The following is a 19,876-nucleotide window of genomic DNA, read 5'->3' as shown; positions in this document are numbered from 1 at the left end:
AAGCCGGACGGGTCAGATTTCGATGATCGGCTTGATCTCCTCGAACCGCCGCATGCGCTCGAGGGCGGTGTTGACGTCCTCGAGCTTGTAGCGGTTGGAGATCATGCGCTCGAACGGAAGGTGATGCTGGTGGGCCTCGACGAACTGGAGAGCCTTCCAGTAGTTGGCCGCATCGCCCGAGAAGGACCCGATCAGATGCAGGTTCTTCTTGACGACCATGGCCGGCTTGACCTCGACCGAGCCGTCGCCGAGCTGCCCGACGACGAGGTAACGGCCACCCTTGCGCGCGATCTCCAGCCCTTCGGCAAAGGCCGTCGGATGCCCCGTGAATTCCATCACGATGTCGGCGCCGCGCCCGTCGGTCAGCTCGCGCACGCGCTCGGCCCGGGTGACCGGATCCGTGCCGTCCACCGGGATGGTCTCGTCCGCGCCGAACGCCGATGCGAGATCCAGGCGCGCAGCGGGTCCGCCGATGACGATTACGCGCCGTGCCCCGGCGACCTTGGCGACCGCGGTGGCGAGCAGGCCGAGCGGCCCTGCACCCTGGATCGCGACGGTCTCGTAGGGCGCGATGGCTCCGACCTGACCCACCGCGTTCATGACCGAGCGGAAGGCGCAGCTCGACAGGCTGGCGAGCTCGTTCGGGACGCTGTCGGGAACCCTGATGCGGCCGGACTCCGGCAGCACGTAGCCGTACTCGGAGAAGCCGCCCATCAGGAACGGCGGCTTCTCCATGCTCTCGTACATGTAGGCCTTGCGGTTCTCGCAAAGCGTCGGTTGGCGGGCGACGGTGCAATAGAAGCAGGAGTTGCACGCCGTGTGTGTCCAGACAATGCGGTCGCCGACCCGCAGCGGGTTGCCGACGGTGTCCCGGTCGGCGCCGGCGCCGAGCGCCACGACGCGCCCGACCATCTCATGGCCGATGATCACCGGCAGGTCGACCTTCAGGGACAGCGAGCCGCGCGAGAGATGCACGTCCGTGCCGCAGACCGAGCAGGTTTCGATCCGTGCAAGGATCGCGCCGGGCTCGATCTCCTTGGGGACGGGAACCTCCTCGATCCGCAGCGGCTCGCCGAAACGGCGCAGCACCGCAGCACGGGAGTGGGACGGAAGCGTGGGCATTCGGATGCTCCGGATCAAAGGAAGCGGTACCAGAGGGACAGCGAGGGGATGAAGGTGATGCCGCCCAGGACGACCAGAGTGGTCAGCAGGAACCAGTAGAAGTGAGGCATCATCTCCATGAGGGTCGCGCGGGCCGTACGGGCGGCCACATAGAGGTTGGCCGCGAGCGGAGGCGTCAGCAGCCCCATCTCGATGTTGGTGACGAGCACGATCGCGAAGTGGACGGGATCGATGCCGAACCGGATCGCCGCAGGCGCCAGAAGCGGGCCCATGAGGAGCACGGCGGCATTCGTCTCCATGAACATGCCCACCACGATCAGCACCAGGTTGACCGTGATGAGGAAGACCGCCGGACTGTCGGTGATGCCGATGGCGAAGGCCGCAATGTCCTGGGGGATCTCCGCCAGGACCAGGGCCCGGTTGAACAGGCTCGTGAAGGCGATGATGGTCAGGATGGCCGCGGCGGTCTTGGCCGTGCTCAGGAAGACGTCAGGAAGCTCCGCGAAGCGCAGCGTCCGATGCACGAGCGTGACGACAAGGGTGTAGAGGCCGGCAACGGCCGCCGCCTCGGTCGGGGTGAAGATCCCGCTGTAGATGCCGCCCAGCACCAGGACCGGAAGGAATAGCGCCGTGACCGTCCGCGCTCCGGGGGCGGCCTGGCGCACGACGGGCTCGTCGGCCACGTCCTGCTCCTCGCGTCCGCCTGCCAGGCCGTGCCTGGCCCGGAGGGCATGCGTCGCGAAGTATGCGAGGGTCATGACGAGGCCCGGCACCAGAGTCGCCAGGAACAGCTCGGTGATCGAGACGCCGACGATCGAGCCGTAGAGGATGAGCGGGATCGAGGGCGGGATCAGAACCCCGAGAAGGCCCGCTGCCGCGACCAGCGAGGCGATGTAGCCGCGTGCGTAGCCCCGCCGCCGCATGGCCGGACCGACCGTGCTGCCGATCGCCGCGACGGTCGCGACGGAAGATCCCGTGATGGCGCCCATCAGGGCCGAGGCGGCGATCGCGACATGGCCCAGGCGGGCCGGCAGCCGGCGAAGAGCCGCGTCGCACAGCGCTGTCAGACGCTCCGCCAGCCCCCCGCGGTTCATCACCTCGCCGACCAGAAGGAAGAGTGGGATGGCGAGGAGCGGGAAGCTGGAGACCGCGTCGTACGGGACCGAGCCCAGGGAGTCGAGCCAGAGATCGAAGGTCTCGGTGTTCAGCAGGATGACGAGGCCGAAGGCGACGCCGATCGGGGCCCCGACCAGGAGGAGCAGGAACAGGGCAGCCAGAACAGGGGTCATCGCTCCCTCCCGGGATGCGGCAGGCCGCGCGCTATCCGGTACAGATCGGCAAGCGCGTGGAAGGCCATGAGGACGCTCCCGGCGACCATGAAGGCGCCGGGAACGGCGACGGGCGTGCCGAGATCGATCAGGCGCTCGCCGGATTCGACGGCGTAGGCGTAGAACTCCCAGGCGACGTAGGCGAAGATCCCCGCGAAGGCGAGCTGGGAGAGTGCCGCAGCCGCCCGGGCCAGCAGGCGCAGGATGGCCGAGGGCAGAATCTGCGCGAAGTCGACGGCGATATGACCGTTCAGGTAGGTGCACAGCGCCGCCCCGACGAAGGTCAGCGGCGCCATGGCGACCGTCGCGAGCTCGCCGAAATTCGGCAGCGGCAGCGCGAAGTAGCGGGCGGCGACGCTGACGCAGATCGTCACCAGCATCAGCACCAGGCATCCGATCACGAGGGCCGCCTCGCACCGGTAGAGGGCGCCCTCCACCCGATCAAGGATGGAGGAACTCTCTCCGGATGATGCTCTCGGCATCGCCCCGGCCCTCTCGCCGACGACGGCCATCTACTTCCGCTCCAGCGCCGAGACCTCCGCGCGCAGCGCCTGGACCCGCTCCGCTCCGTAGGTCTTTCCAAGGGAGTCCCATTGAGCGCGGCCGAACTCGCGGAACTCCTTCATGGCCGCGTCGGAAGGCTCGACCACCTGGACCCCCCCGGAACGGATCTTCTCCACGTAGTCGCGGTTCAGCTCTCGGTTACGCGCGATCTGGTTCTTGGTCACCTCCTGCGCGACGTCGTTCACGGTCTTGCGCTGGTCCTCCGACAGCCGACTCCAGAACCGTTCCGAGGCGACGACCGAGCCCATGGCATAGACGTGGTTCGTCAACGTCATGTGCTTCTGGGCCTCGAAAAGCCGCGAGTTGTAGGTGATGCTGGGCCCGTTGTCCTGACCGTCGACCGCGCCCTGCTGCAGACCCGTGAAGAGTTCCGGGAACGGCATGGCGATGGCCTGGGCGCCCGCAGCATCGAAGAAGCCCTTGATCCCGATGGATCCCGGAACCCGAAGCTTGAGGCCCTTCAGGTCGGCCAACGTGTTGACGGGCTGCTTCGAATTCGTGACGGAGCGGAACTCGAGCTCGAAGAAGGCCAGCGGCTCCATCCGGTGCTTCTTGAGGGTCTCGCGCAGCGTCTTCTGGAGAATCCCTCCCTCGTTGTAGAAGACGCGATCGGCCTCCGCGAAGTCGGTGACGATGTAGGGCAGGTAGTGGATGTCCAGCAGCGGATCGAGGCCGGTCAGCGAGCCCGGGTTCAGGAAGGCGAACTCGATGGAGCCGCGCGCCAGCTCGCGGCCGAGGGTCTCGTCACCACCGAGCTGGCTGTTGGGGAATACCGAGATGTCCAACTCGCCGTTCGTGCGCTCCTTCAGCAGCTTGGCAAAATCCTTGCTGGCCTGATCGACCGGGCTGCCGATGGCGAAGACGTGGCCGAGACGGCCGCGTATCTCGCGGCTTTCGGCGGGCGAGCCGAGAAGGGCGAGCAGCGCGAACGCGGAAGCGCATGCACCAAGCGCAGAGCGTCGTGTAAGCATCGGGCATTCCTCCATGGTTCTTTTGTTCTGGGACTGTCTAGGGACGGAGGCGCGGAGCCCGCGCCTCAGCCGTCAGCCGTGCCGGAGCACGACGGTCTTCGCGACGGTGAACTCGCGCATTGCCTCGAAGCCCTTCTCGCGGCCGTGGCCGCTCTTCTTGAAGCCGCCGAACGGCAGCTCGATGCCGCCACCGGCGCCGTAGCCGTTGACGAAGACCTGACCGGCGCGGATCGCCCGGGCCAGTCGCAACTGCCGGCCGCCATCGCTGGTCCAGATGCCGGCCACGAGCCCGAAGTCCGTGCCGTTCGCGATCCGGATCGCATCCGCCTCGTCATCGAAAGGGATGGCGGAGAGGACGGGACCGAAGACCTCCTCGCAGGCGAGCGAGTTCTTGAGCGGGACCGGCCCGAACAGGGTGGGCTTCACGTAGTAGCCGCCGTCGGGGGCGTCCGGAGCGATGTTCCCTTCCGCGAGGACCGGAATGCCATCCGCTCGCGCACGATCCAGGAAGCCGCGGACGCGGTCCCGCTGCACGGCGCTGATCACCGGACCGCAATCGAGGTCCGCGCCGTGCGGCCCCACGCGGACGGAAGAGAAGCGGCCTGCAAGCTCGCCGATGAACCCGTCGTAGATCGAGCGCTGGACCAGGACCCGGCTTCCGGCCGAGCAGGTCTGGCCCGCGTTCTGGGTGATCGCGCTGACGATCGTCTCGATGGCGGGGCGTCGGTCCGCGTCGTCGAAGACGATCTGGGGCGACTTTCCGCCGAGCTCGAGCACGCAGGGGACATGATGCTCGGCGGCGGCCTTCTGGACGAGCGTACCGACTTCGGGCGAGCCCGTGAAGGACAGGAAGTCGATGCCCGGATGGCTCGACAGCGCGGCGCCTGCCTCTTCTCCGTAGCCCGTCACCAGATTGATCGTGCCGGGCGGGAAGCCGACTTCGAGGGCGATCTCGGTTAGGCGGATGCAGGACAGGCAGGCTTCCTCCGCCGGCTTGAGGACGGCGGCGTTGCCGGCCGCGAGGCTGGGGCCAAGGGTCCGGCCGAACATCTGCGCCGGGTAGTTCCAGGGAATGATGTGGCCGGTGACGCCGCGCGGCTCACGCAGGACCATGACGGTGTAGCCGTCGAGGAAGGGGATCGTGTCGCCGTGGATCTTGTCGGCGGCGCCGCCGTAGAATTCGAAGTAGCGGGCGGTGTTGATGATGTCGGCACGGGCCTGCTTGAGCGGCTTGCCGGTGTCCTTCGCCTCGAGGAGCGTGAGCTCGTCGACATGGTCGAGGATCGCATGGCCCAGCCGCGATAGGAGCCGCCCCCGCTCGAGAGCCGGCATCTGGCCCCAGGCACCCTCGAACGCGCGACGTGCTGCGCGCACGGCCCGGTCCACGTCCTCGGCGCCACCCCGGGCGATGCGCGCGATCTCCTTGCCATCGCTGGGGCTCACCATGGCGATGGTGTCATTCGACGCCGGTGCTGCCCAGTTGTTGTTGATCAGAATCTGATCGAACGGCATTATTCTCTCCGAATCCAGAATACGTCTCTTTGAACTGATAAAGCCCGCCCGCTGAGTGTGAGTTTATCTGGCGCAGAAGGGCGAAGCTATTCAGGATCGTAGTGCGTTCCCAACGATAGCGTTCGGAGTCACGTTTCTCCGAAAGCTCCATGCGCGCTGCCACTGAGCGAAGACTATTCGAATGTTCGCACGTTAAAGAAATCTGTTTTTGATGCCATCAATGAAGGAAAATCCTATAGCTTCCGCCGAAGCCCCGCGGTTAAGCCTATAGCTCGACCCGGGCGGCGCCCGTTCTCGCGCAGTCCGGCCTGAGGTGCCGGCCGGGTGCCAATCAGACAGGAGTTCGCCTTCCGCCATGACAAAGCCGGTGATCGTCTTCCTGGACCGGGGCACACTGGCTCCCGACGTCGCCCTGCTTCGGCCCTCGACGCCCCATGAGTGGCGCGAATACGACGCGACCAGCCACTCCGAGGCAGCTGGGCGCATCCGCGATGCGACCGTGGTCATCGTCAACAAGGTCCGGCTCGATCACCCAGTCATCGAACAGGCTCCGGGCCTGCGGCTCGTGCTTGTCGCGGCGACGGGCACCGACAATGTGGACCTGGAGGCCTGTCGCCGGCGCGGCATACCGGTACGCAACGTCGTGGGCTACGGCGCGACGTCGGTCGCCGAGCACGTCCTGGCCCTGGTGCTCGCGCTCCGCCGCAACATCGTCGCCTACCGCCAGAGCGTCCTGGCGGGCCGCTGGGAGGAAAGCGGCCAGTTCTGCTATCACGACTTCCCGATCGCGGAACTCTCGGGATCGCGCCTCATGCTCGTGGGTGGTGGCGCCATCGGCAGCGAGGTCGGACGGCTTGCGCGGGCCTTCGGAATGGATGTCGTGGCGGCGGGCCGCAAGGGCGCGCCAGCCGCTGAAGGCCGCATCCGCTTCGACGAAGGCCTGGCGACGGCTGATGTCATCTCGCTTCACTGCCCGCTTACGCCCGAGACGCGCCACCTGCTTGGCGCCCGGGAGTTCGCGCTGATGGAACGCCGACCGATCCTGGTGAATACCGCGCGCGGAGCGCTGGTGGACGGCACGGCCCTGGTCGAGGCCGTTCGGGCCGGGCGGCTGTCGGGCGTGGGGCTCGACGTCCTGGCGGCCGAACCAATCGCCGCGGACGATCCCGTTCGCGCCATCCTTGAGCTTCCCTCCGTCATCGTGACGCCCCACGTCGCCTGGGCCGGCCGGGCCGCGCAGCTGCGTGTCGCCGAGGTGCTGTCGCGGGAGCTCGAGATGTTCCTGGCAGCCGAGATCGGATGAGGGACGAAGCATGAGCGTTGCACCCCGCGACCTTCTGCAGCGGATGTTCCGCGCCTCGATCGAGGCGGCACAGCCGGCCCACTGCATCCCGCCGCATCTTCCCGAAGCTCCCCGAGGCCGCCTGGTCGTGATCGGCGCGGGCAAGGCGTCGGCCGCCATGGCGCAGGCGGTCGAGAATTCCTGGCCCGGCGATCTCTCGGGCCTCGTCGTCACGCGCTACGGCTATGGGGTGCCCTGCAGGCGCGTCGAGATCGTCGAGGCCGCCCACCCAGTGCCCGACGAAGCCGGATTGAACGCAACGAGGCGGATCCTTGAGCTCGTGCGAGGACTGACTCCGAACGACCTGGTGCTCTGCCTGATCTCCGGCGGTGGATCGGCGCTGCTGACGCTTCCGTTGGACGGGCTGACGCTTGCCGACAAGCAGGAGGTCAACCGGGCCCTGCTCAGGTCGGGGGCAACCATATCCGAGATCAACTGCGTGCGGCGGCACCTCTCGGCGGTCAAAGGTGGGCGCCTGGCCGCCGCCTGCCGGCCCGCCCGCATGAAGGTGCTGCTGATCTCCGATGTCCCCGGCGACGATCCCATGGACATCGCCTCGGGGCCAACGGTTGCGGATCCCACCACCTGCGCCGATGCGCTGGCCATCGTCCGGCGCTACGGCATCGCCCTGCCGCCCCACGTGCAGGACGTGCTGGAGAGCGGACGAGGAGAGAGCGTCAAGCCCGGCGATCCCCGCCTCGCCGACTGCATGACGCACATCGTCGCGACACCGCAGATGGCGCTAGAAGCCGCAGCCGTGGTGGCGCGCGAGGCCGGGTACGCGGCGCATATCCTGGGTGACGGCCTCGAAGGGGAGGCGCGGGAGGTCGGCAAGGTGATGGCCGGCCTCGCGCTCCAGGTCGCGAGGCACGGTCAGCCCTTCAGCCCGCCTTGCGTGCTGCTGTCCGGCGGCGAGACGACTGTGACGGTGCGCGGTCATGGGCGGGGCGGCCGAAACGTCGAGTTCCTGCTGTCGCTGGGTGTAGCCCTTGGGGGCCAGCCTGGCGTGCATGCGCTGGCAGGGGACACGGACGGCGTCGACGGCATCGAGGAGATCGCCGGGGCTTATCTCGGCCCGTCTTCCCTTTCCCGCGCCTGGGACCTCGGCATCAGGCCTCGGGACAGCCTGGATGCCAATGACGGGCACGGCTTTTTCGAAGCGCTGGGGGACAGCGTGGTGACGGGGCCGACCCTGACGAACGTGAACGACTTCCGTGCGATCCTAATCGAGGATCGCGGGAGGTAACGGGTTGCAGCCTGGCGGATTGCAACGAGCGCAGCTTCGCTCCCGGGTATTCAGCATGATCCGATGGTCGACGCGGCTGCAACGCGTTCGCTGACGTAGCGGCGCTCGGATGTGAGAGACGGGCAGCTCCAAGTGGGCGCCCCGTTGGCCAGGACCGTGTCCATGCGGATCCTCAGCGCGGCCGCAGCGGGCTGAGGCGCGGCCCATCCCGGCGCCGGTGGGCGCCGCAGAGTGTTCCCCAGGGCGTGAAGCCCCCGCGCCGAAAGGGCCCGAGATGCCGCCGATCCCGAGAATCACGGTCTGGAACGAGTTCTGGCACGAGCGGAACGATCCCGCCGTCGCCGCCGTCTACCCCGATGGCATCCATGGCGCTGTGGCTGCGGCGCTGCGCGAGCACGGGCTGGGCGAGGTGCGGACGGCGACGCTCGACGAGCCCGAACACGGACTTTCCGAGGCCGTGCTCGAAGCGACCGACGTGCTGTTCTGGTGGGGCCACAGGAAGCACGACGCAGTCTCGGATGCGGTCGTCGCGCGGGTCCAGGCGCGCGTGCTCCAGGGCATGGGGCTCGTGGTCCTGCACTCCGGCCATTATTCGAAGATCTTCCGGCGGCTGACCGGCACGGCGTGCACGCTCGACTACCGCGTGGCAGGGGAGCGCGAGCGCCTATGGGTTGTCTCGCCTGGCCACCCCGTCGCGCAGGGGCTCGGTCGCTTCTTCGAGCTCGGCCGGGAGGAGATGTACGGCGAGCCCTTCGCGATCCCGGAGCCCGACGCGCTGGTCTTCATCAGCTGGTTCGAAGGCGGCGAGGTCTTCCGCAGCGGCTGCTGCTACACCCGCGGCCGCGGCAGGATCTTCTACTTCCGCCCGGGGCACGAGACCTTCCCGACCTATCACGACCCGGCCGTCCGGCGGGTCCTCGCCAACGCGGCCCGGTGGGCGACGCCGGAGGCGCCGGCCCACGAGCCGCCCGCCAATGTCAGGCGCGACCCCATCGAGCCTATCGGCCGGTAGGAAGCTCCGGGTGGCTCCCCGTGCGACTCTGTCCAGGGGGTTGGCTACCGGCGGCTCACGCCGCCTGCGGGCGCGGCGTCAGCCCGTCGAACCACGCGCCGACGAGGCCGAGGCCCTCGGTCGCCGCCTCGGCGCAGAGCGTCAGATAGGTTCCCACGGGCACGGGGATGTCGGCGATCACCTCGTCCTCCTCGCGGCGCAGGGTGGCCCCGAACTTCCGTGCGAGGCGCTGCATGGGCAGGTTCTCGGGCCGGCAGATGCAGAGCACCTTGCGGACGCCGCGATTGCGCGCGACGACGAGGGCGTAGCGCATCAGCTCGGTCCCGACGCCCTGCTTCTGCCAAGGCGTCTCGACCGACAGGGCGATCTCGCCCCAGCTCGGCAGGAATCCGGATTCGAGGCGCAGATCGGCGACGCCGCGAAGCACCCCGTCGACGAAGACGCCGACGACATGGCCGCTGCCCCAGTCCAGGGAGTCGCAGTAGGCCGCGACGGAGGCATCGCCGATCGTGCCAGAGAAGCGGAGCAGCCGGTCCGGTGCTGAAAGTCTCAGCAGGTGGTCGCGCAGCTTCGACCGCTCCGCGGGGAGAAGCTTGCGGAAGACATGCATGGTGTTCCGTCCTGGGACACGGGAAGGCGTATGGGCGGTTCCGGCATAGCGGGGCGCAAGGACGCGCCCTTAGGCTTGGCCGCCGATGGGTCCGAGGATCGCGTGCCGGGCGATGTCGCGCCGGTCGAGGCCCCTGCGGGCGAGTTCGGCATCGCTGAGCGCGTTCAGCGAGGTCCAGCGCCGATAGGCGGCAAGGCCCTCGATGATGGCGGCGAGGCCGGCAAGCACGGTGCCGCCGAGCGACCGGTGCGGTGACTCCTGCCGGGCGCGCGTTGCCTGCTGGGGTGCGGCCGGAAAACCGGCAAGGCTTGGCTGAATCGAGTTCGTGATAGGCATGGTGCCGCTCCTTAATGCGTTCGGGCGGCGCTTCTCTCCCTACCATGGCCCCTGGGGCCACGGCCTTTCCGCCGTCCGCGTCGAGGCGGATGGCGGCGCGCGGACGGTTCAGTCGCCGCGGAAACCTTCGTGGATTTCGCGGGCCCGCGTCGGGATCTCCGCCCGGGTCAGGCCGAGATGGGCCAGGGTCCGGTCATCGAGGCTGTGGAAGGCCTGCTCGGTGCGCGCGATCACCATCGCGTGGAGAGCACGCCGCAGCCAGCCGCTCTTGGTGGACCGGCTACCGGTTCCGCCATGGGAAAGGGTCGTATCAGCAGTGAAGGTCGTTGCCATGTTCATCGCTCCAGATGGGTGCGTCCTGCCTCATATAACTCTTCCCGGGTCCTATAAGCAGGGGGGGCGCGAAAAGAAAATCCTAAGCCGTTCCTTCCGTTGCTGCGGCGCAACATAAAGGCTGACTGTGGGAAGTGACACTGTTCGGCAGGCCATCTAATGGTGATCTGATTTTATTTCGCAGGCGGCATTGCGCCTGAACTTCAAATTATGCCGCAATGGTTAAAATGGAGGAAATGTGGCGCTGCAGCACGACTCGGCCTCTCCATGACGTCTGCACGTTCCGGAAAGCTCCCATCTTCTGATGGCGGGGCAACCCCACCATCTCTGTCCGCGGGAGGACCGGCGAAATTGTGACGAGGCGCCGTCCGATCCCGCGAATCAGCCTTCCCGCGCATCGGAGGACGTCGATGGATCGTTTCATGTCGCTCGACCGCCGCGCCCTGCTTGCCGGCCTTGCCGCCACGGGCGTCGCGGCAGGGGCTGCCGCCCTGGCGCCGCGCGCCCTTGCCAGGACCGAGCCCGGCACCGTGCTTGCGCGCGCGATCCCGTCCTCGGGGGAACTCGTCCCGGCGGTCGGGCTCGGGACCTGGATCACCTTCAATGTCGGCGAGGATGCCGAGGCGCGGGACGCCTGCGTCGAGGTGGTGCAGGCATTCTTCGAGGGCGGGGGCCGGATGATCGATTCCTCCCCGATGTACGGCTCGTCCCAGGCAGTGATCGGCCATGCGCTCGGCCGTCTCGGCGCCGCCGCGCCATTCTCGGCGGACAAAGTCTGGATCTCTTCGGGCTCGCGCGGGCCGGCGCAGATCGAGGAGTCGCGCAGGCTCTGGGGCGTTTCCCGCTTCGACCTCCTTCAGGTGCACAACCTGCTTTCGTGGGAGGAGCACCTGGAGACCCTGTTCGCGATGAAAGCGGAAGGGCGCCTGCGCTATGTCGGGATCACGACGTCGGAAGGGCGCCGTCATGCCGAGTTCGAGCGGATCATGCGCGCGCAGCCGCTCGACTTCGTGCAGGTCACCTACAACCCCGTCGATCGTGAGGTTGAGGAGCGGATCCTGCCGCTCGCCCGGGAACGCGGGATGGGCGTGATCGTGAACCGCCCGTTCCAGCAGGGAGCGCTGCTCCGGCGGATCGGCCGCCGGCCGCTGCCGCCCTGGGCCGCCGAGATCGGCTGCCAGAGCTGGGCGCAGCTTTCGCTCAAGTTCATCCTTGGCCACGAGACCGTCACCTGCGCGATCCCCGCCACCACCAGCGTCGCCCATGTGCGTGAGAACCTGGCGGCGGCGCGCGGCGCGCTGCCGGACGCAGTCATGCGCCGGCGCATCGCCGACCTGTTCGGGACGCTCTGATGTCGGAGTGGTGGACCTACGCGCTCTCGGACTTCCTGCTCTTCTCGCCGCGGACCTACTACCGCCTCTTCGCGCTCCACAATGCGGCGCTGTGGCCGGCGCATCTGCTCGCGCTGGCACTGGGGCTGGCGGGGGTCTGGATGCTCGTCCGGCCGGCTTCCTGGCATGGCCGTGCGCTGGCCGCGGGCCTTGCAGCCCACTGGCTGTGGGTCGCCTGGACCTTCCTCCTGGTCCGCTACGCCACGATCAATTGGGGCGCAGGCTACATTGCGGCCGGCTTCGTGGCCGAGGCGGTGCTGCTGCTGGTGCTCGGCGCGCTCGGGAACCGGATCCCGCCTGCCACGGGACCGGGCTGGACGGGGCAGGGAGGCACGGATATGGGATGGCCGCGCGCGCTCGGCATCGGGCTCGTGCTGTTCGCGCTCCTGCTCCAGCCGCTGGCGGGCCCTCTCGCCGGGCGCGCCCTTGCCGAAGCCGAGCTGTTCGGCATGGCGCCCGACCCCACGGTTACGGCGACGCTGGGCGTCCTCGTCGCGGCAAAGCGGATCCGGTGGGAGATGCTTGCGATCCCGCTTCTCTGGTGTGCGATCAGCGGTGCGACGCTCTGGGCCATGGAGGCGCCCGATGCGGTGCTGATGCCCGCCGTAGGAGTGCTGTCCTTGTCCGCGGCGCTCGCGCGGAGTTTCGGAGGGCGGCGCGGCACAGCCGCGGGATGAATCCGCGCGTGCGGGGTTGCAGGGGCATGATGCCGAATTCGAGGCCGCCATGACGCAAGCCCCTGCCGACGAGCCTGTACCGCCCGCCACCCCGAAGCCGGCGCCCGACGGGATGATGCCCCAGCCGGTCCAGCAATGGGACGAGCGCTACGACCCCGCCGAGATCCCGCCCGCCCCGCCCGAGCACCAAGAGCGGCGGCCCGGCCTCGAGCGCGGGCCGCAGAGCCGCTGATCCGGTCTCGGGGTGAGCCGCCGCCGCTATGGAGACATTCGAAGCCATCCTGCTGATCCTGTTCGCCGCGCTGCTGCTGACCGCGGCCGCGCGGCGCGCCGGCGTTCCCTATCCGGTGATGCTCGCGCTGGGCGGCGCCGGCTTGGCGCTGCTTCCCGAGGCGCCGAGCTTCACCATGGATCCGCATCTGATCCTGGCGCTCTTTCTTGCGCCGGTGCTGCTCGACGCCGCATACGACACCTCGCTGCGCGACCTGCGGGCCAACTGGGTGCCGGTGGGGAGCCTGGTTCTGGTTGCCGTCGGGCTCACGGTCGTGGCCGTGGCGCTGGTTGCGAAGATGCTGGTTCCCGGCATGCCGCTGGCGGCGGCGGTTGCCCTTGGCGCCATCGTGGCGCCGCCCGATGCCGCCTCGGCCGTGGTGATCCTGAGACAGGTGAGGATCCCGCACCGGCTGCGCGTGATCCTGGAGGGGGAAAGCCTGCTGAACGATGCCAGCGCGCTGCTGGTCTATAACATTGCCGTAGGCGCGGCGATGGCCGGCACCTTCGCTCCGGCCTCGATCGGACCGGCCTTCGCGCTCGGCGTGATCGGCAGCGTGGTCTGCGGCTGGGTGCTGGCGGAGGCATACAGCCTGGTGACGCGGTCCGTCACCGATCCGCCGACCTCGATCATCCTGCAGTTTCTGGGCACTTTCGGCATCTGGATCCTGGCCGAGCGGCTGGGTCTTTCAGCGATCGTCACGGTGGTGACCTACGGGATCACGATCGCACGCCGTGCTCCGATCCAGACGCCGGCACGGATGCGCCTGCCGTCCTACGCAGTCTGGGAAACGGTGGTCCTGCTCCTGAACGTCTTCGCCTTCGTCCTGATCGGACTGCAGCTCCGCCAGATCATGGACCGCCTGCCGGAAGGCGAGATTGGCGGCTACCTCCTGGTCGCGGGCGCAGTGCTGCTGACCGTGATCGTGGTGCGGATCGCCTGGGTGCTCAGCTACGACGCGCTGGTGCGCTGGCGCGCCGCCGGTCGCGGCGGCCTGAATGGCAGGACGGTGCCGACCTTCGGCGGCGGCCTGATCGTGTCGTGGTCGGGCATGCGTGGCATCGTGACCCTGGCCGCGGCGATCGCGCTTCCCGAGGCACCGGACTTCCCCTATCGCGATCTGATCGTGCTCTGCGCCTTCGTGACCGTTCTCGGCACGCTGGTGATCCAGGGACTGACCCTGCAGCGGCTGATCCGGCGCGTCGGGGCCGTGGATGACGGCGCGATCGAGCGGGAGATCAGCCTCGCGCGGGACCGGCTGGCCAGGGCCGCCCTGGCGGCACTCGGCGACGGAACGTCGCCGGACGTCGAGTTCCTGCGCCGGAAATACACATCGTCTCTCGAAACGGAGCCGGACGACCCGCTGGCGCAGACCGAGGCGCTACGCCTCGAGCTGATCCGGATCCAGCGCGCGATGCTGGTCCGGCTGCGCAGCGCCGGCGAGATCGGGGACGAGGCGTTCCACGCGGTCGAGGAGCGCCTGGACTGGGCCGAGATGTCGCTCGCGCAACGCTGAAAGGGGGGCGGGCCTTGAAGGGAGAAGCCAGATGCCCAAACGGGAAGAACGGTTCACGGCCTTGGGGCACGATCTCGTGCGCCGGCGCGACGAGCTCGAGGCGGCGATCGCGAGCGTGCGCGAGGCGATCCAGAGGACGGAGCCATTCGCCGTGACCGACAGCTACGTCGCCGGTGTCCTGGACCAGCATGCCCGGGCGCAGGAGGAGGCGCAGGCCGCGGAGGAGGCGGGTGATCTCGACCGCTGGTCCGAGGCGCGGCGCGATCTCGCGGTCCATTCCGCCTGGCTCGAGGTCTTCGATCCCCTGCAGGTCGCGCGCGTCCGCAGGGCGCAGGGGCGTCTTGGCTGAGGCCGCTGGTGCGTCCTCTCCGATCTAACGCGGCTTAGCCTTGTCCGGGGCATCGGCTCCGTAGCGCAGGCCATCGACAAGCAGTGCGATCATGCGCCGTGCCTGCCCGGTATCGCCCTCGCTGGCCGGCATCGCAAGCCGTAGGCCGGCAAACAGCAGCTCGCCGGCGTCCACGTCGGCGCGTATGGAGCCGGCGGACGCTGCGGCGTCCAGCAGGCTCCGCAGCGCGGGGGTGAGCTGACCGTGGACGTAGTCCGGAAGCGCCTGGTAGGCGGGATCGCCCGAGTGGAGCGCGGGACCCAGGCCCCGCTTGGTGGCGACGAAGTCGGCAAGACGCTGCATCCATGACGCGAGAGCCTCGCCGGGCTCCCGGGTTGCCACCAGCGTCGCAGCAGCTTCCACGCAGCCGTCGACCTCGCGCCGGATGATCGCCTTGATGAGATCCGAGCGCTGCGGGAAATGTCGATACAGCGTCCCGACGCCGACGCCCGCCCTCGCGGCGATCGTCCGCATCGGCGCATCCACGCCCAACTCAGCGAAAACGTCCATGGCCGCGCGAAGCAGGGCATCGACGTTGCGGCGCGCGTCGGCCCGCGCCGGACGGCCCCGCTCGTCCGGCATCTCCAGCTCGTCGACGTCCTTATCCACTGCCCGACATTCCTCTCGCGAAACGGAACAACGCCCCGCGACAAATGGACGAGGGTTCCGCTTTTGGTTCTATAGGGCACCGGCTGCGAATCCGCCAGGGCTCCGCAAGGAGGCTTGAGACGGAGCGCCGCGGCTCGCCCTCAGAACGGCTTCCAGCCGCGCAGCGCCCGGGCGATGGCATGCGCCGTGTGCAGGGCGACGGGGGCCAGCCTTTCGCGCGCGGTCTCGGCCGTCCAATGGGCGGCAGAGGTCGAGATGCCGAGCGTCGCGAGCGGCCGCCCCGCGCCGTCCAGGATCGGGGCAGAAAGCGCGATCTCGCCAAGGAACACCTCATCTTCCACCAGCGCGAATCCGTCGCGGCGCGCCTGGTCCAGCCGCTCGCGAATGAGGGCGGGATCGGTCAGGGTGCGCGGCGTCATCGCCTCCAGCGGGCCGGCGTCCAGCACGGCGGCACGCTCCTGCTCGGTGAGCCAAGCCAGGTGCGCGCGTCCGCCGGCGGTGCAGTGGGTGGGAAGACGCCGACCAATGGTGGAGCTCGGATTGATTCGCCGCTCGCTCGGCATCCGGATCACCGCGACGACCTCCCTCCCGTCCAGCTCGGTCACGTTGACGCTTTCGCCGCATTCGTCCCGCGCCGCGACCACGAACGGGATCGCGATCTCGTGCAAGGGGCTCGCATGCAGGTACTGGTACGCGAAGTCCAGGATGCGCGGCGCCAGCCTGTAGCGACGGGTGGCCGGGTCCTTGCGCAGGTAGCCGAGCTCGGTCAGCGTGTGGGTCAGCCGCTGGGCGGCACCCATGCTGAGCCCGGTGCGCTCGGCGATATCCGTCAGGCGTAGCGAGTCCCAGCCGCGCCCGAAGACCTGGAGCACTGCCATGCCCTTGGCCAAGGAGTGCACGAACAGCGAATCCTCGCCCTCGCGCGGAGAAAAATCCCGCACAGCTCCCTCCGCCATGACGCCCCCGTTGACAACGGCCCCAATCTCGGGTCCGATTATTGGAATTGAAGAGCAGTTTATCGCATAGCGATAAGAAAATCCACCGGCCTCCATGGCCGGGGCGAACGGGACCTTCACCCAGCATCGGGGGACAGCAATGTACACGAAGCACTTCCGGACGACTCTCGGCGGCCTCCTGGCCGCCTTTGCCGCCGCCGCGAGCCCGGCCGCCGGCGCCGAGCTGCGCATCGGCACCTCGGCCGAGCCCAGCGCGCTCGATCCGCACTACCACAACCTGGCACCGAATACCGCCGTGCGCATGCATGTGTTCGAAGCCCTGGTCGGGCAGGACGCGAAGCAGCGCCTGAAGCCGGAGCTCGCCGAGAGCTGGCGCGCGGTGGACGACACGACCTGGGAGTTCAAGCTTCGCAAGGGCGTGAAGTTCTCGGACGGCACGCCCTTCGACGCCCAGGACTTTGTCTACACGGTCTGCCGGATCCCGCAGGTCCAGAACAGCCCGTCCTCCTTCACGATCTACACCAAGGGCATCGACGCCATCGAGACGCCCGACCCGCACACGCTGATCATCAAGACGGCTGCGCCCTATCCGCTGCTGCCGGTCGAGCTCTCGACCTTCGGCATCATGTCGGCGGAGGCCGCAAAGGGCGAGAACGTCAAATTCGAGAAGGCCGGCTGCAAGGCCGACTCCTGGCCGGCGACGGCCCAGTTCAACGACCTCTCGCTCGCCATCGGCACGGGCCCCTACAAGTTCAAGCAGTTCACCAAGGGCGAGCGTATCGTCCTCGAGACGAACCCGGTCTACTGGGGCCGGAAGCCTCAGTTCGATGCGGTCACGTTCCGGCCGATCACCAGCGACGGCCCGCGCGTCGCGGCGCTGCTGGCCGGTGACGTCGACATGATCGAGAACCCGCCGATCCAGGACATCGAGCGCCTGAAGAACGACCCGAAGGTCGCGGTCTCGCAGGCGCTGTCGAACCGCGTGATCTACGTCGCGCTGGGCGTCCAGGAGAAGCCGCCGACCATCGAGGGCACCGACGGCAAGAACCCGCTGCGCGACAAGCGCGTGCGAGAGGCGCTTTCCCTCGCCATCGACCGCGACGCGATCGTGAAGCGGATCATGCTGGGCGTGGCCGAGCCGGCCTCGCAGCTCCTGCCGGCTGGCTTCTTCGGCCATGACCCCGCCCTGAAGCTGACCTCGGACCAGAAGAAGGCGAAGGAGCTGCTGGCCGCGGCGGGCTATCCCAACGGATTCAAGCTGACGCTCGGCACGCCGAACGACCGCTACATCAACGACGAGAAGGTCGCGCAGGCCGTGGCGCAGATGTTCACCCGTATCGGCGTGCAGACCCAGGTCGACGCATCGACGGCGAACGTCTTCTTCTCCCGCCGCAACAAGGAGGAGTACAGCGCCTTCCTCGCCGGCTGGGGCGCCGCCACCGGCGAGATGTCCTCGCCGCTGAAGTCGCTGGTGGCGGGGCGCGACAAGGACAAGGGCTTCGGCACCACCAACTACACGAGCTACGCCAACCCGGCGGTGGACCAGCCGCTCGCCCAGGCGCTGGCGACCGTCGACGACAAGAAGCGCGAGGCGCTGCTCCAGCAGTCGGTGCGGGCGGTGATCGAGGATTACGGCATCCTGCCGCTGCATTACGAGGTCACCTCCTGGGCGACCAGGAAAGGCCTGACCTACGAGGCGCGGGCCGACCAGTACACGCTGGCCTTCGACGTGACGAGCAAGTGACGCCGCAGGCGGCTCCCGGCACCTGTCCGGGAGCCGCCATCCGGAGGGACCCCGATGCTGGTCTTCATCATCCGGCGGCTGACCCAGAGCGCGATCGTCGTGGCGGTCATGTCGGTGCTGGTCTTCGCAGGCATCTTCGCCATCGGCGACCCGATCGACGTGCTGATCTCGCCCGAGGCCGACGAGGCCGAGAGGGCGGCAGCCATCGCGCGCCTGGGGCTCGACCGCCCCATGCACGAGCAGTTCCTTGCCTTCGCGCAGGAGGCCGCCAAGGGTGACCTGGGCCGGTCCTTCGTGCACGGCGTTCCGGCGCTCGACATCGTGCTGCAGCGATTCCCGGCGACGCTGGAGCTCGCGCTCGCCGCCATGCTGATCGCCGTTCTCCTCGGTATCCCGCTGGGCGTCTGGGCGGGCCTGCGCCCGGACGGGATCGCGGGGCGCACGATCATGACGGGCTCCATCCTGGGCTTCTCGCTGCCGACTTTCTGGGTCGGCATGCTGCTGATCATGATCTTCGCCGTAACGCTGGGCTGGCTGCCGGCCGGCGGGCGCGGCGCCACGCGCGAGATCCTGGGCGTGCCCTTCAGCTTCCTGACGGCCGACGGGCTCGCCCATCTGGTGCTTCCGGCCATCAACCTGGCGCTGTTCAAGATATCGCTGGTCATCCGGCTGGCCCGGGCCGGCACCCGCGAGGTGGCGCTCCAGGACTACGTGAAGTTCGCCCGTGCCAAGGGCCTGTCGGCGAGGCGGGTCGTCGGCGTGCACATCCTGAAGAACATCATGATCCCCGTGGTGACCGTGCTGGGGCTGGAGCTGGGCTCGGTTATCGCCTTCTCGGTCGTGACGGAGACGGTCTTCGCCTGGCCCGGCATGGGCAAGCTCCTGATCGACAGCATCCTGCAGCTCGACCGGCCGGTGGTGGTGGCCTACCTGATGGTGACGGTGCTGCTCTTCGTCGTGATCAACCTCGTGGTCGACCTGCTCTATTCGCTGCTCGACCCACGCATACGGCTGGGGGGCTCGCGCTCATGACCGCGACTGTAGGGGCGACCGGGCAGGGGGCCCGCGCCAGGGCCGAAACGCCGATGGCGCGCTTTGCGGCCGAGTTCGCACGCAGCCGGACGGCCATGCTGGGCCTGCTGCTGATGGTGCTGGTGGTGGGGAGCGCGCTGCTGGCGCCCTTGATCGCGCCGCAGGATCCCTACGACCTGGCCCAACTCGACATCCTGGACGGGATGCTCGCGCCGCTGGCCGAGGGCGGCTCCGGCGCGACGCACTGGCTCGGTACGGACGACCAGGGACGCGACATGCTGAGCGGCATCCTCTACGGGCTGCGCACCAGCCTCCTGGTGGGCGTCAGCTCCACCGTCTTCGGCTTGGCGCTCGGCCTGCTGGTGGGTCTCTCGGCAGCCTATTTCGGCGGCTGGGTCGATACGGTGATAATGCGCATCGTCGACATCCAGCTTTCCTTCCCCGCGATCCTGGTGGCGCTGATCCTGCTGGCTCTGCTGGGCAAGGGCATCGACAAGGTCATCATCGCGCTGACCACCGTGCAGTGGGCCTACTACGCGCGCACGGTGCGCGGCACGGCGTTGGTGGAGCGGCGCAAGGAGTACATCGAGGCCGCGACCTGCCTTGCGCTCTCGCACGGCCGCATCGTCCGGCGACACCTGCTGCCCAACTGCCTGCCGCCGCTGATCGTTGTCGCGACCGTCCAGGTCGCGCATGCGATCGCGCTGGAGGCGACGCTGAGCTTCCTCGGCGTCGGCGTGCCGGTGACCCAGCCTTCCCTCGGCATGCTGATCGCATCCGGCTACCAGTACATGCTGAGCGGCGAGTACTGGATCAGCGTCTTCCCGGGCATCGCGCTGCTGGTCACGATCGTCGCCATCAACCTCGTGGGCGACCGCATGCGCGACGTCCTGAACCCGCGGCTCAGCCGATGAAC

The 19,876-nt window shown here is 68.5% G+C and carries 21 protein-coding genes; 11 read left to right on the top strand and 10 right to left on the bottom strand.

What is annotated here, in order from left to right; genetic code table 11:
- Positions 1-12: 12 nt before the first annotated feature.
- From JUB13_RS26435 to JUB13_RS26415, 5 genes are all read right to left on the bottom strand, one after another.
- On the bottom strand, positions 13-1,122 hold the full coding sequence (locus tag JUB13_RS26435; protein WP_207484491.1) for a zinc-binding dehydrogenase: 1,110 nt from the start codon (positions 1,120-1,122) through the stop codon (positions 13-15).
- 14 nt (positions 1,123-1,136) lie between these two features.
- A complete protein-coding gene (locus JUB13_RS26430; RefSeq protein WP_207484488.1) occupies positions 1,137-2,411 on the bottom strand; it encodes a TRAP transporter large permease in 1,275 nt (424 codons plus the stop codon).
- Positions 2,408-2,962 (bottom strand): TRAP transporter small permease, encoded by a 555-nt coding sequence (locus JUB13_RS26425; protein ID WP_207484486.1) that lies wholly within the window; start codon positions 2,960-2,962, stop codon positions 2,408-2,410. The genes JUB13_RS26430 and JUB13_RS26425 overlap by 4 nt, the downstream gene beginning before the upstream one ends.
- Entirely contained in the window at positions 2,963-3,985 is a 1,023-nt protein-coding gene (locus JUB13_RS26420) for a TRAP transporter substrate-binding protein (protein WP_207484484.1), read from the bottom strand. It lies immediately after the preceding gene.
- Positions 3,986-4,057: 72 nt separating this feature from the next.
- A complete protein-coding gene (locus JUB13_RS26415) occupies positions 4,058-5,497 on the bottom strand; it encodes an aldehyde dehydrogenase family protein (RefSeq protein WP_207484482.1) in 1,440 nt (479 codons plus the stop codon).
- Positions 5,498-5,852: 355 nt separating this feature from the next.
- Here JUB13_RS26415 and JUB13_RS26410 point away from each other — a divergent pair, with 355 nt between their 5' ends.
- The 3 genes from JUB13_RS26410 to JUB13_RS26400 all read left to right on the top strand — a co-directional run bounded on the left by JUB13_RS26410 (position 5,853) and on the right by JUB13_RS26400 (position 9,097).
- Entirely contained in the window at positions 5,853-6,800 is a 948-nt protein-coding gene (locus JUB13_RS26410; RefSeq protein ID WP_207484480.1) for a D-2-hydroxyacid dehydrogenase, read from the top strand.
- Between the two features lie 10 nt (positions 6,801-6,810).
- The gene (locus JUB13_RS26405; RefSeq protein ID WP_207484478.1) at positions 6,811-8,085 is read left to right on the top strand and encodes a glycerate kinase type-2 family protein; all 1,275 of its coding nucleotides are present in this window, start codon (positions 6,811-6,813) and stop codon (positions 8,083-8,085) included.
- A 274-nt stretch (positions 8,086-8,359) separates the two neighbouring features.
- Positions 8,360-9,097, top strand: a complete 738-nt coding sequence (locus JUB13_RS26400; protein WP_207484476.1) for a ThuA domain-containing protein — start codon at positions 8,360-8,362, stop codon at positions 9,095-9,097.
- A 55-nt stretch (positions 9,098-9,152) separates the two neighbouring features.
- On the opposite strand, the gene JUB13_RS26395 is transcribed toward JUB13_RS26400, so the two are convergent.
- The 3 genes from JUB13_RS26395 to JUB13_RS26385 all read right to left on the bottom strand — a co-directional run bounded on the left by JUB13_RS26395 (position 9,153) and on the right by JUB13_RS26385 (position 10,376).
- The gene (locus tag JUB13_RS26395) at positions 9,153-9,707 is read right to left on the bottom strand and encodes a GNAT family N-acetyltransferase (RefSeq protein ID WP_207484474.1); all 555 of its coding nucleotides are present in this window, start codon (positions 9,705-9,707) and stop codon (positions 9,153-9,155) included.
- A gap of 69 nt (positions 9,708-9,776) precedes the next feature.
- Positions 9,777-10,043, bottom strand: coding sequence for a hypothetical protein (locus tag JUB13_RS26390; protein ID WP_207484472.1), 267 nt, complete (start codon positions 10,041-10,043; stop codon positions 9,777-9,779).
- A gap of 108 nt (positions 10,044-10,151) precedes the next feature.
- A complete protein-coding gene (locus tag JUB13_RS26385) occupies positions 10,152-10,376 on the bottom strand; it encodes a hypothetical protein (RefSeq protein WP_207484470.1) in 225 nt (74 codons plus the stop codon).
- 410 nt (positions 10,377-10,786) lie between these two features.
- Between JUB13_RS26385 and JUB13_RS26380 the strand changes: the two genes are divergently transcribed.
- From JUB13_RS26380 to JUB13_RS26360, 5 genes are read left to right on the top strand one after another with little or no spacing between them, the layout of a single operon-like run.
- Entirely contained in the window at positions 10,787-11,728 is a 942-nt protein-coding gene (locus tag JUB13_RS26380; protein WP_236025241.1) for an aldo/keto reductase, read from the top strand.
- The gene (locus JUB13_RS26375; RefSeq protein ID WP_207484468.1) at positions 11,728-12,444 is read left to right on the top strand and encodes a DUF6064 family protein; all 717 of its coding nucleotides are present in this window, start codon (positions 11,728-11,730) and stop codon (positions 12,442-12,444) included. Before JUB13_RS26380 ends, JUB13_RS26375 begins: the two co-directional genes overlap by 1 nt.
- Before the next feature lie 49 nt (positions 12,445-12,493).
- Positions 12,494-12,676, top strand: coding sequence for a hypothetical protein (locus JUB13_RS26370; protein WP_207484466.1), 183 nt, complete (start codon positions 12,494-12,496; stop codon positions 12,674-12,676).
- Positions 12,677-12,704: 28 nt separating this feature from the next.
- Entirely contained in the window at positions 12,705-14,231 is a 1,527-nt protein-coding gene (locus tag JUB13_RS26365) for a cation:proton antiporter (protein ID WP_207484464.1), read from the top strand.
- A gap of 31 nt (positions 14,232-14,262) precedes the next feature.
- Positions 14,263-14,580: a hypothetical protein gene (locus tag JUB13_RS26360; protein WP_207484462.1), complete on the top strand. Its 318-nt coding sequence runs from the start codon at positions 14,263-14,265 to the stop codon at positions 14,578-14,580.
- A 24-nt stretch (positions 14,581-14,604) separates the two neighbouring features.
- On the opposite strand, the gene JUB13_RS26355 is transcribed toward JUB13_RS26360, so the two are convergent.
- Together JUB13_RS26355 and JUB13_RS26350 are read right to left on the bottom strand one after the other, a co-directional pair.
- Entirely contained in the window at positions 14,605-15,228 is a 624-nt protein-coding gene (locus JUB13_RS26355; protein ID WP_328703029.1) for a TetR/AcrR family transcriptional regulator, read from the bottom strand.
- A 140-nt stretch (positions 15,229-15,368) separates the two neighbouring features.
- Positions 15,369-16,184 (bottom strand): IclR family transcriptional regulator, encoded by an 816-nt coding sequence (locus tag JUB13_RS26350; protein WP_207484460.1) that lies wholly within the window; start codon positions 16,182-16,184, stop codon positions 15,369-15,371.
- 139 nt (positions 16,185-16,323) lie between these two features.
- Here JUB13_RS26350 and JUB13_RS26345 point away from each other — a divergent pair, with 139 nt between their 5' ends.
- The 3 genes from JUB13_RS26345 to JUB13_RS26335 are packed head-to-tail and all read left to right on the top strand — an operon-like array spanning position 16,324 to position 19,874.
- Complete coding sequence (locus JUB13_RS26345) at positions 16,324-17,928, top strand: ABC transporter substrate-binding protein (protein ID WP_236025240.1); 1,605 nt, start codon at positions 16,324-16,326, stop codon at positions 17,926-17,928.
- A gap of 54 nt (positions 17,929-17,982) precedes the next feature.
- Positions 17,983-18,960 carry an ABC transporter permease gene (locus JUB13_RS26340; RefSeq protein WP_207484455.1) on the top strand — a complete coding sequence of 326 codons (978 nt, stop codon included), beginning with the start codon at positions 17,983-17,985 and terminating at the stop codon, positions 18,958-18,960.
- Positions 18,957-19,874, top strand: a complete 918-nt coding sequence (locus JUB13_RS26335) for an ABC transporter permease (RefSeq protein ID WP_207484453.1) — start codon at positions 18,957-18,959, stop codon at positions 19,872-19,874. Before JUB13_RS26340 ends, JUB13_RS26335 begins: the two co-directional genes overlap by 4 nt.
- Positions 19,875-19,876: the final 2 nt, after the last annotated feature.

Origin of the sequence: Arenibaculum pallidiluteum (assembly GCF_017355985.1) — a bacterium.
GTDB lineage: Bacteria > Pseudomonadota > Alphaproteobacteria > Azospirillales > Azospirillaceae > Arenibaculum > Arenibaculum pallidiluteum.
Note: the sequence above shows the minus strand (reverse complement) of the source record. Positions and strands in the feature narration are given on the sequence as shown.

Bases quoted from the DNA above. Each gene is read 5' to 3' on its own strand.
- JUB13_RS26335 (WP_207484453.1), top strand. From the start codon at position 18,957: ATGACCGCGACTGTAGGGGCGACCGGGCAGGGGGCCCGCGCCAGGGCC.
- JUB13_RS26400 (WP_207484476.1), top strand. From the start codon at position 8,360: ATGCCGCCGATCCCGAGAATCACGGTCTGGAACGAGTTCTGGCACGAG.
- JUB13_RS26435 (WP_207484491.1), bottom strand. From the start codon at position 1,122: ATGCCCACGCTTCCGTCCCACTCCCGTGCTGCGGTGCTGCGCCGTTTC.
- JUB13_RS26430 (WP_207484488.1), bottom strand. From the start codon at position 2,411: ATGACCCCTGTTCTGGCTGCCCTGTTCCTGCTCCTCCTGGTCGGGGCC.
- JUB13_RS26385 (WP_207484470.1), bottom strand. From the start codon at position 10,376: ATGGCAACGACCTTCACTGCTGATACGACCCTTTCCCATGGCGGAACC.
- JUB13_RS26410 (WP_207484480.1), top strand. From the start codon at position 5,853: ATGACAAAGCCGGTGATCGTCTTCCTGGACCGGGGCACACTGGCTCCC.
- JUB13_RS26425 (WP_207484486.1), bottom strand. From the start codon at position 2,962: ATGGCCGTCGTCGGCGAGAGGGCCGGGGCGATGCCGAGAGCATCATCC.
- JUB13_RS26365 (WP_207484464.1), top strand. From the start codon at position 12,705: ATGGAGACATTCGAAGCCATCCTGCTGATCCTGTTCGCCGCGCTGCTG.
- JUB13_RS26405 (WP_207484478.1), top strand. From the start codon at position 6,811: ATGAGCGTTGCACCCCGCGACCTTCTGCAGCGGATGTTCCGCGCCTCG.
- JUB13_RS26360 (WP_207484462.1), top strand. From the start codon at position 14,263: ATGCCCAAACGGGAAGAACGGTTCACGGCCTTGGGGCACGATCTCGTG.
- JUB13_RS26345 (WP_236025240.1), top strand. From the start codon at position 16,324: ATGTACACGAAGCACTTCCGGACGACTCTCGGCGGCCTCCTGGCCGCC.
- JUB13_RS26370 (WP_207484466.1), top strand. From the start codon at position 12,494: ATGACGCAAGCCCCTGCCGACGAGCCTGTACCGCCCGCCACCCCGAAG.
- JUB13_RS26340 (WP_207484455.1), top strand. From the start codon at position 17,983: ATGCTGGTCTTCATCATCCGGCGGCTGACCCAGAGCGCGATCGTCGTG.
- JUB13_RS26420 (WP_207484484.1), bottom strand. From the start codon at position 3,985: ATGCTTACACGACGCTCTGCGCTTGGTGCATGCGCTTCCGCGTTCGCG.
- JUB13_RS26415 (WP_207484482.1), bottom strand. From the start codon at position 5,497: ATGCCGTTCGATCAGATTCTGATCAACAACAACTGGGCAGCACCGGCG.
- JUB13_RS26380 (WP_236025241.1), top strand. From the start codon at position 10,787: ATGGATCGTTTCATGTCGCTCGACCGCCGCGCCCTGCTTGCCGGCCTT.
- JUB13_RS26390 (WP_207484472.1), bottom strand. From the start codon at position 10,043: ATGCCTATCACGAACTCGATTCAGCCAAGCCTTGCCGGTTTTCCGGCC.
- JUB13_RS26395 (WP_207484474.1), bottom strand. From the start codon at position 9,707: ATGCATGTCTTCCGCAAGCTTCTCCCCGCGGAGCGGTCGAAGCTGCGC.
- JUB13_RS26375 (WP_207484468.1), top strand. From the start codon at position 11,728: ATGTCGGAGTGGTGGACCTACGCGCTCTCGGACTTCCTGCTCTTCTCG.
- JUB13_RS26350 (WP_207484460.1), bottom strand. From the start codon at position 16,184: ATGGCGGAGGGAGCTGTGCGGGATTTTTCTCCGCGCGAGGGCGAGGAT.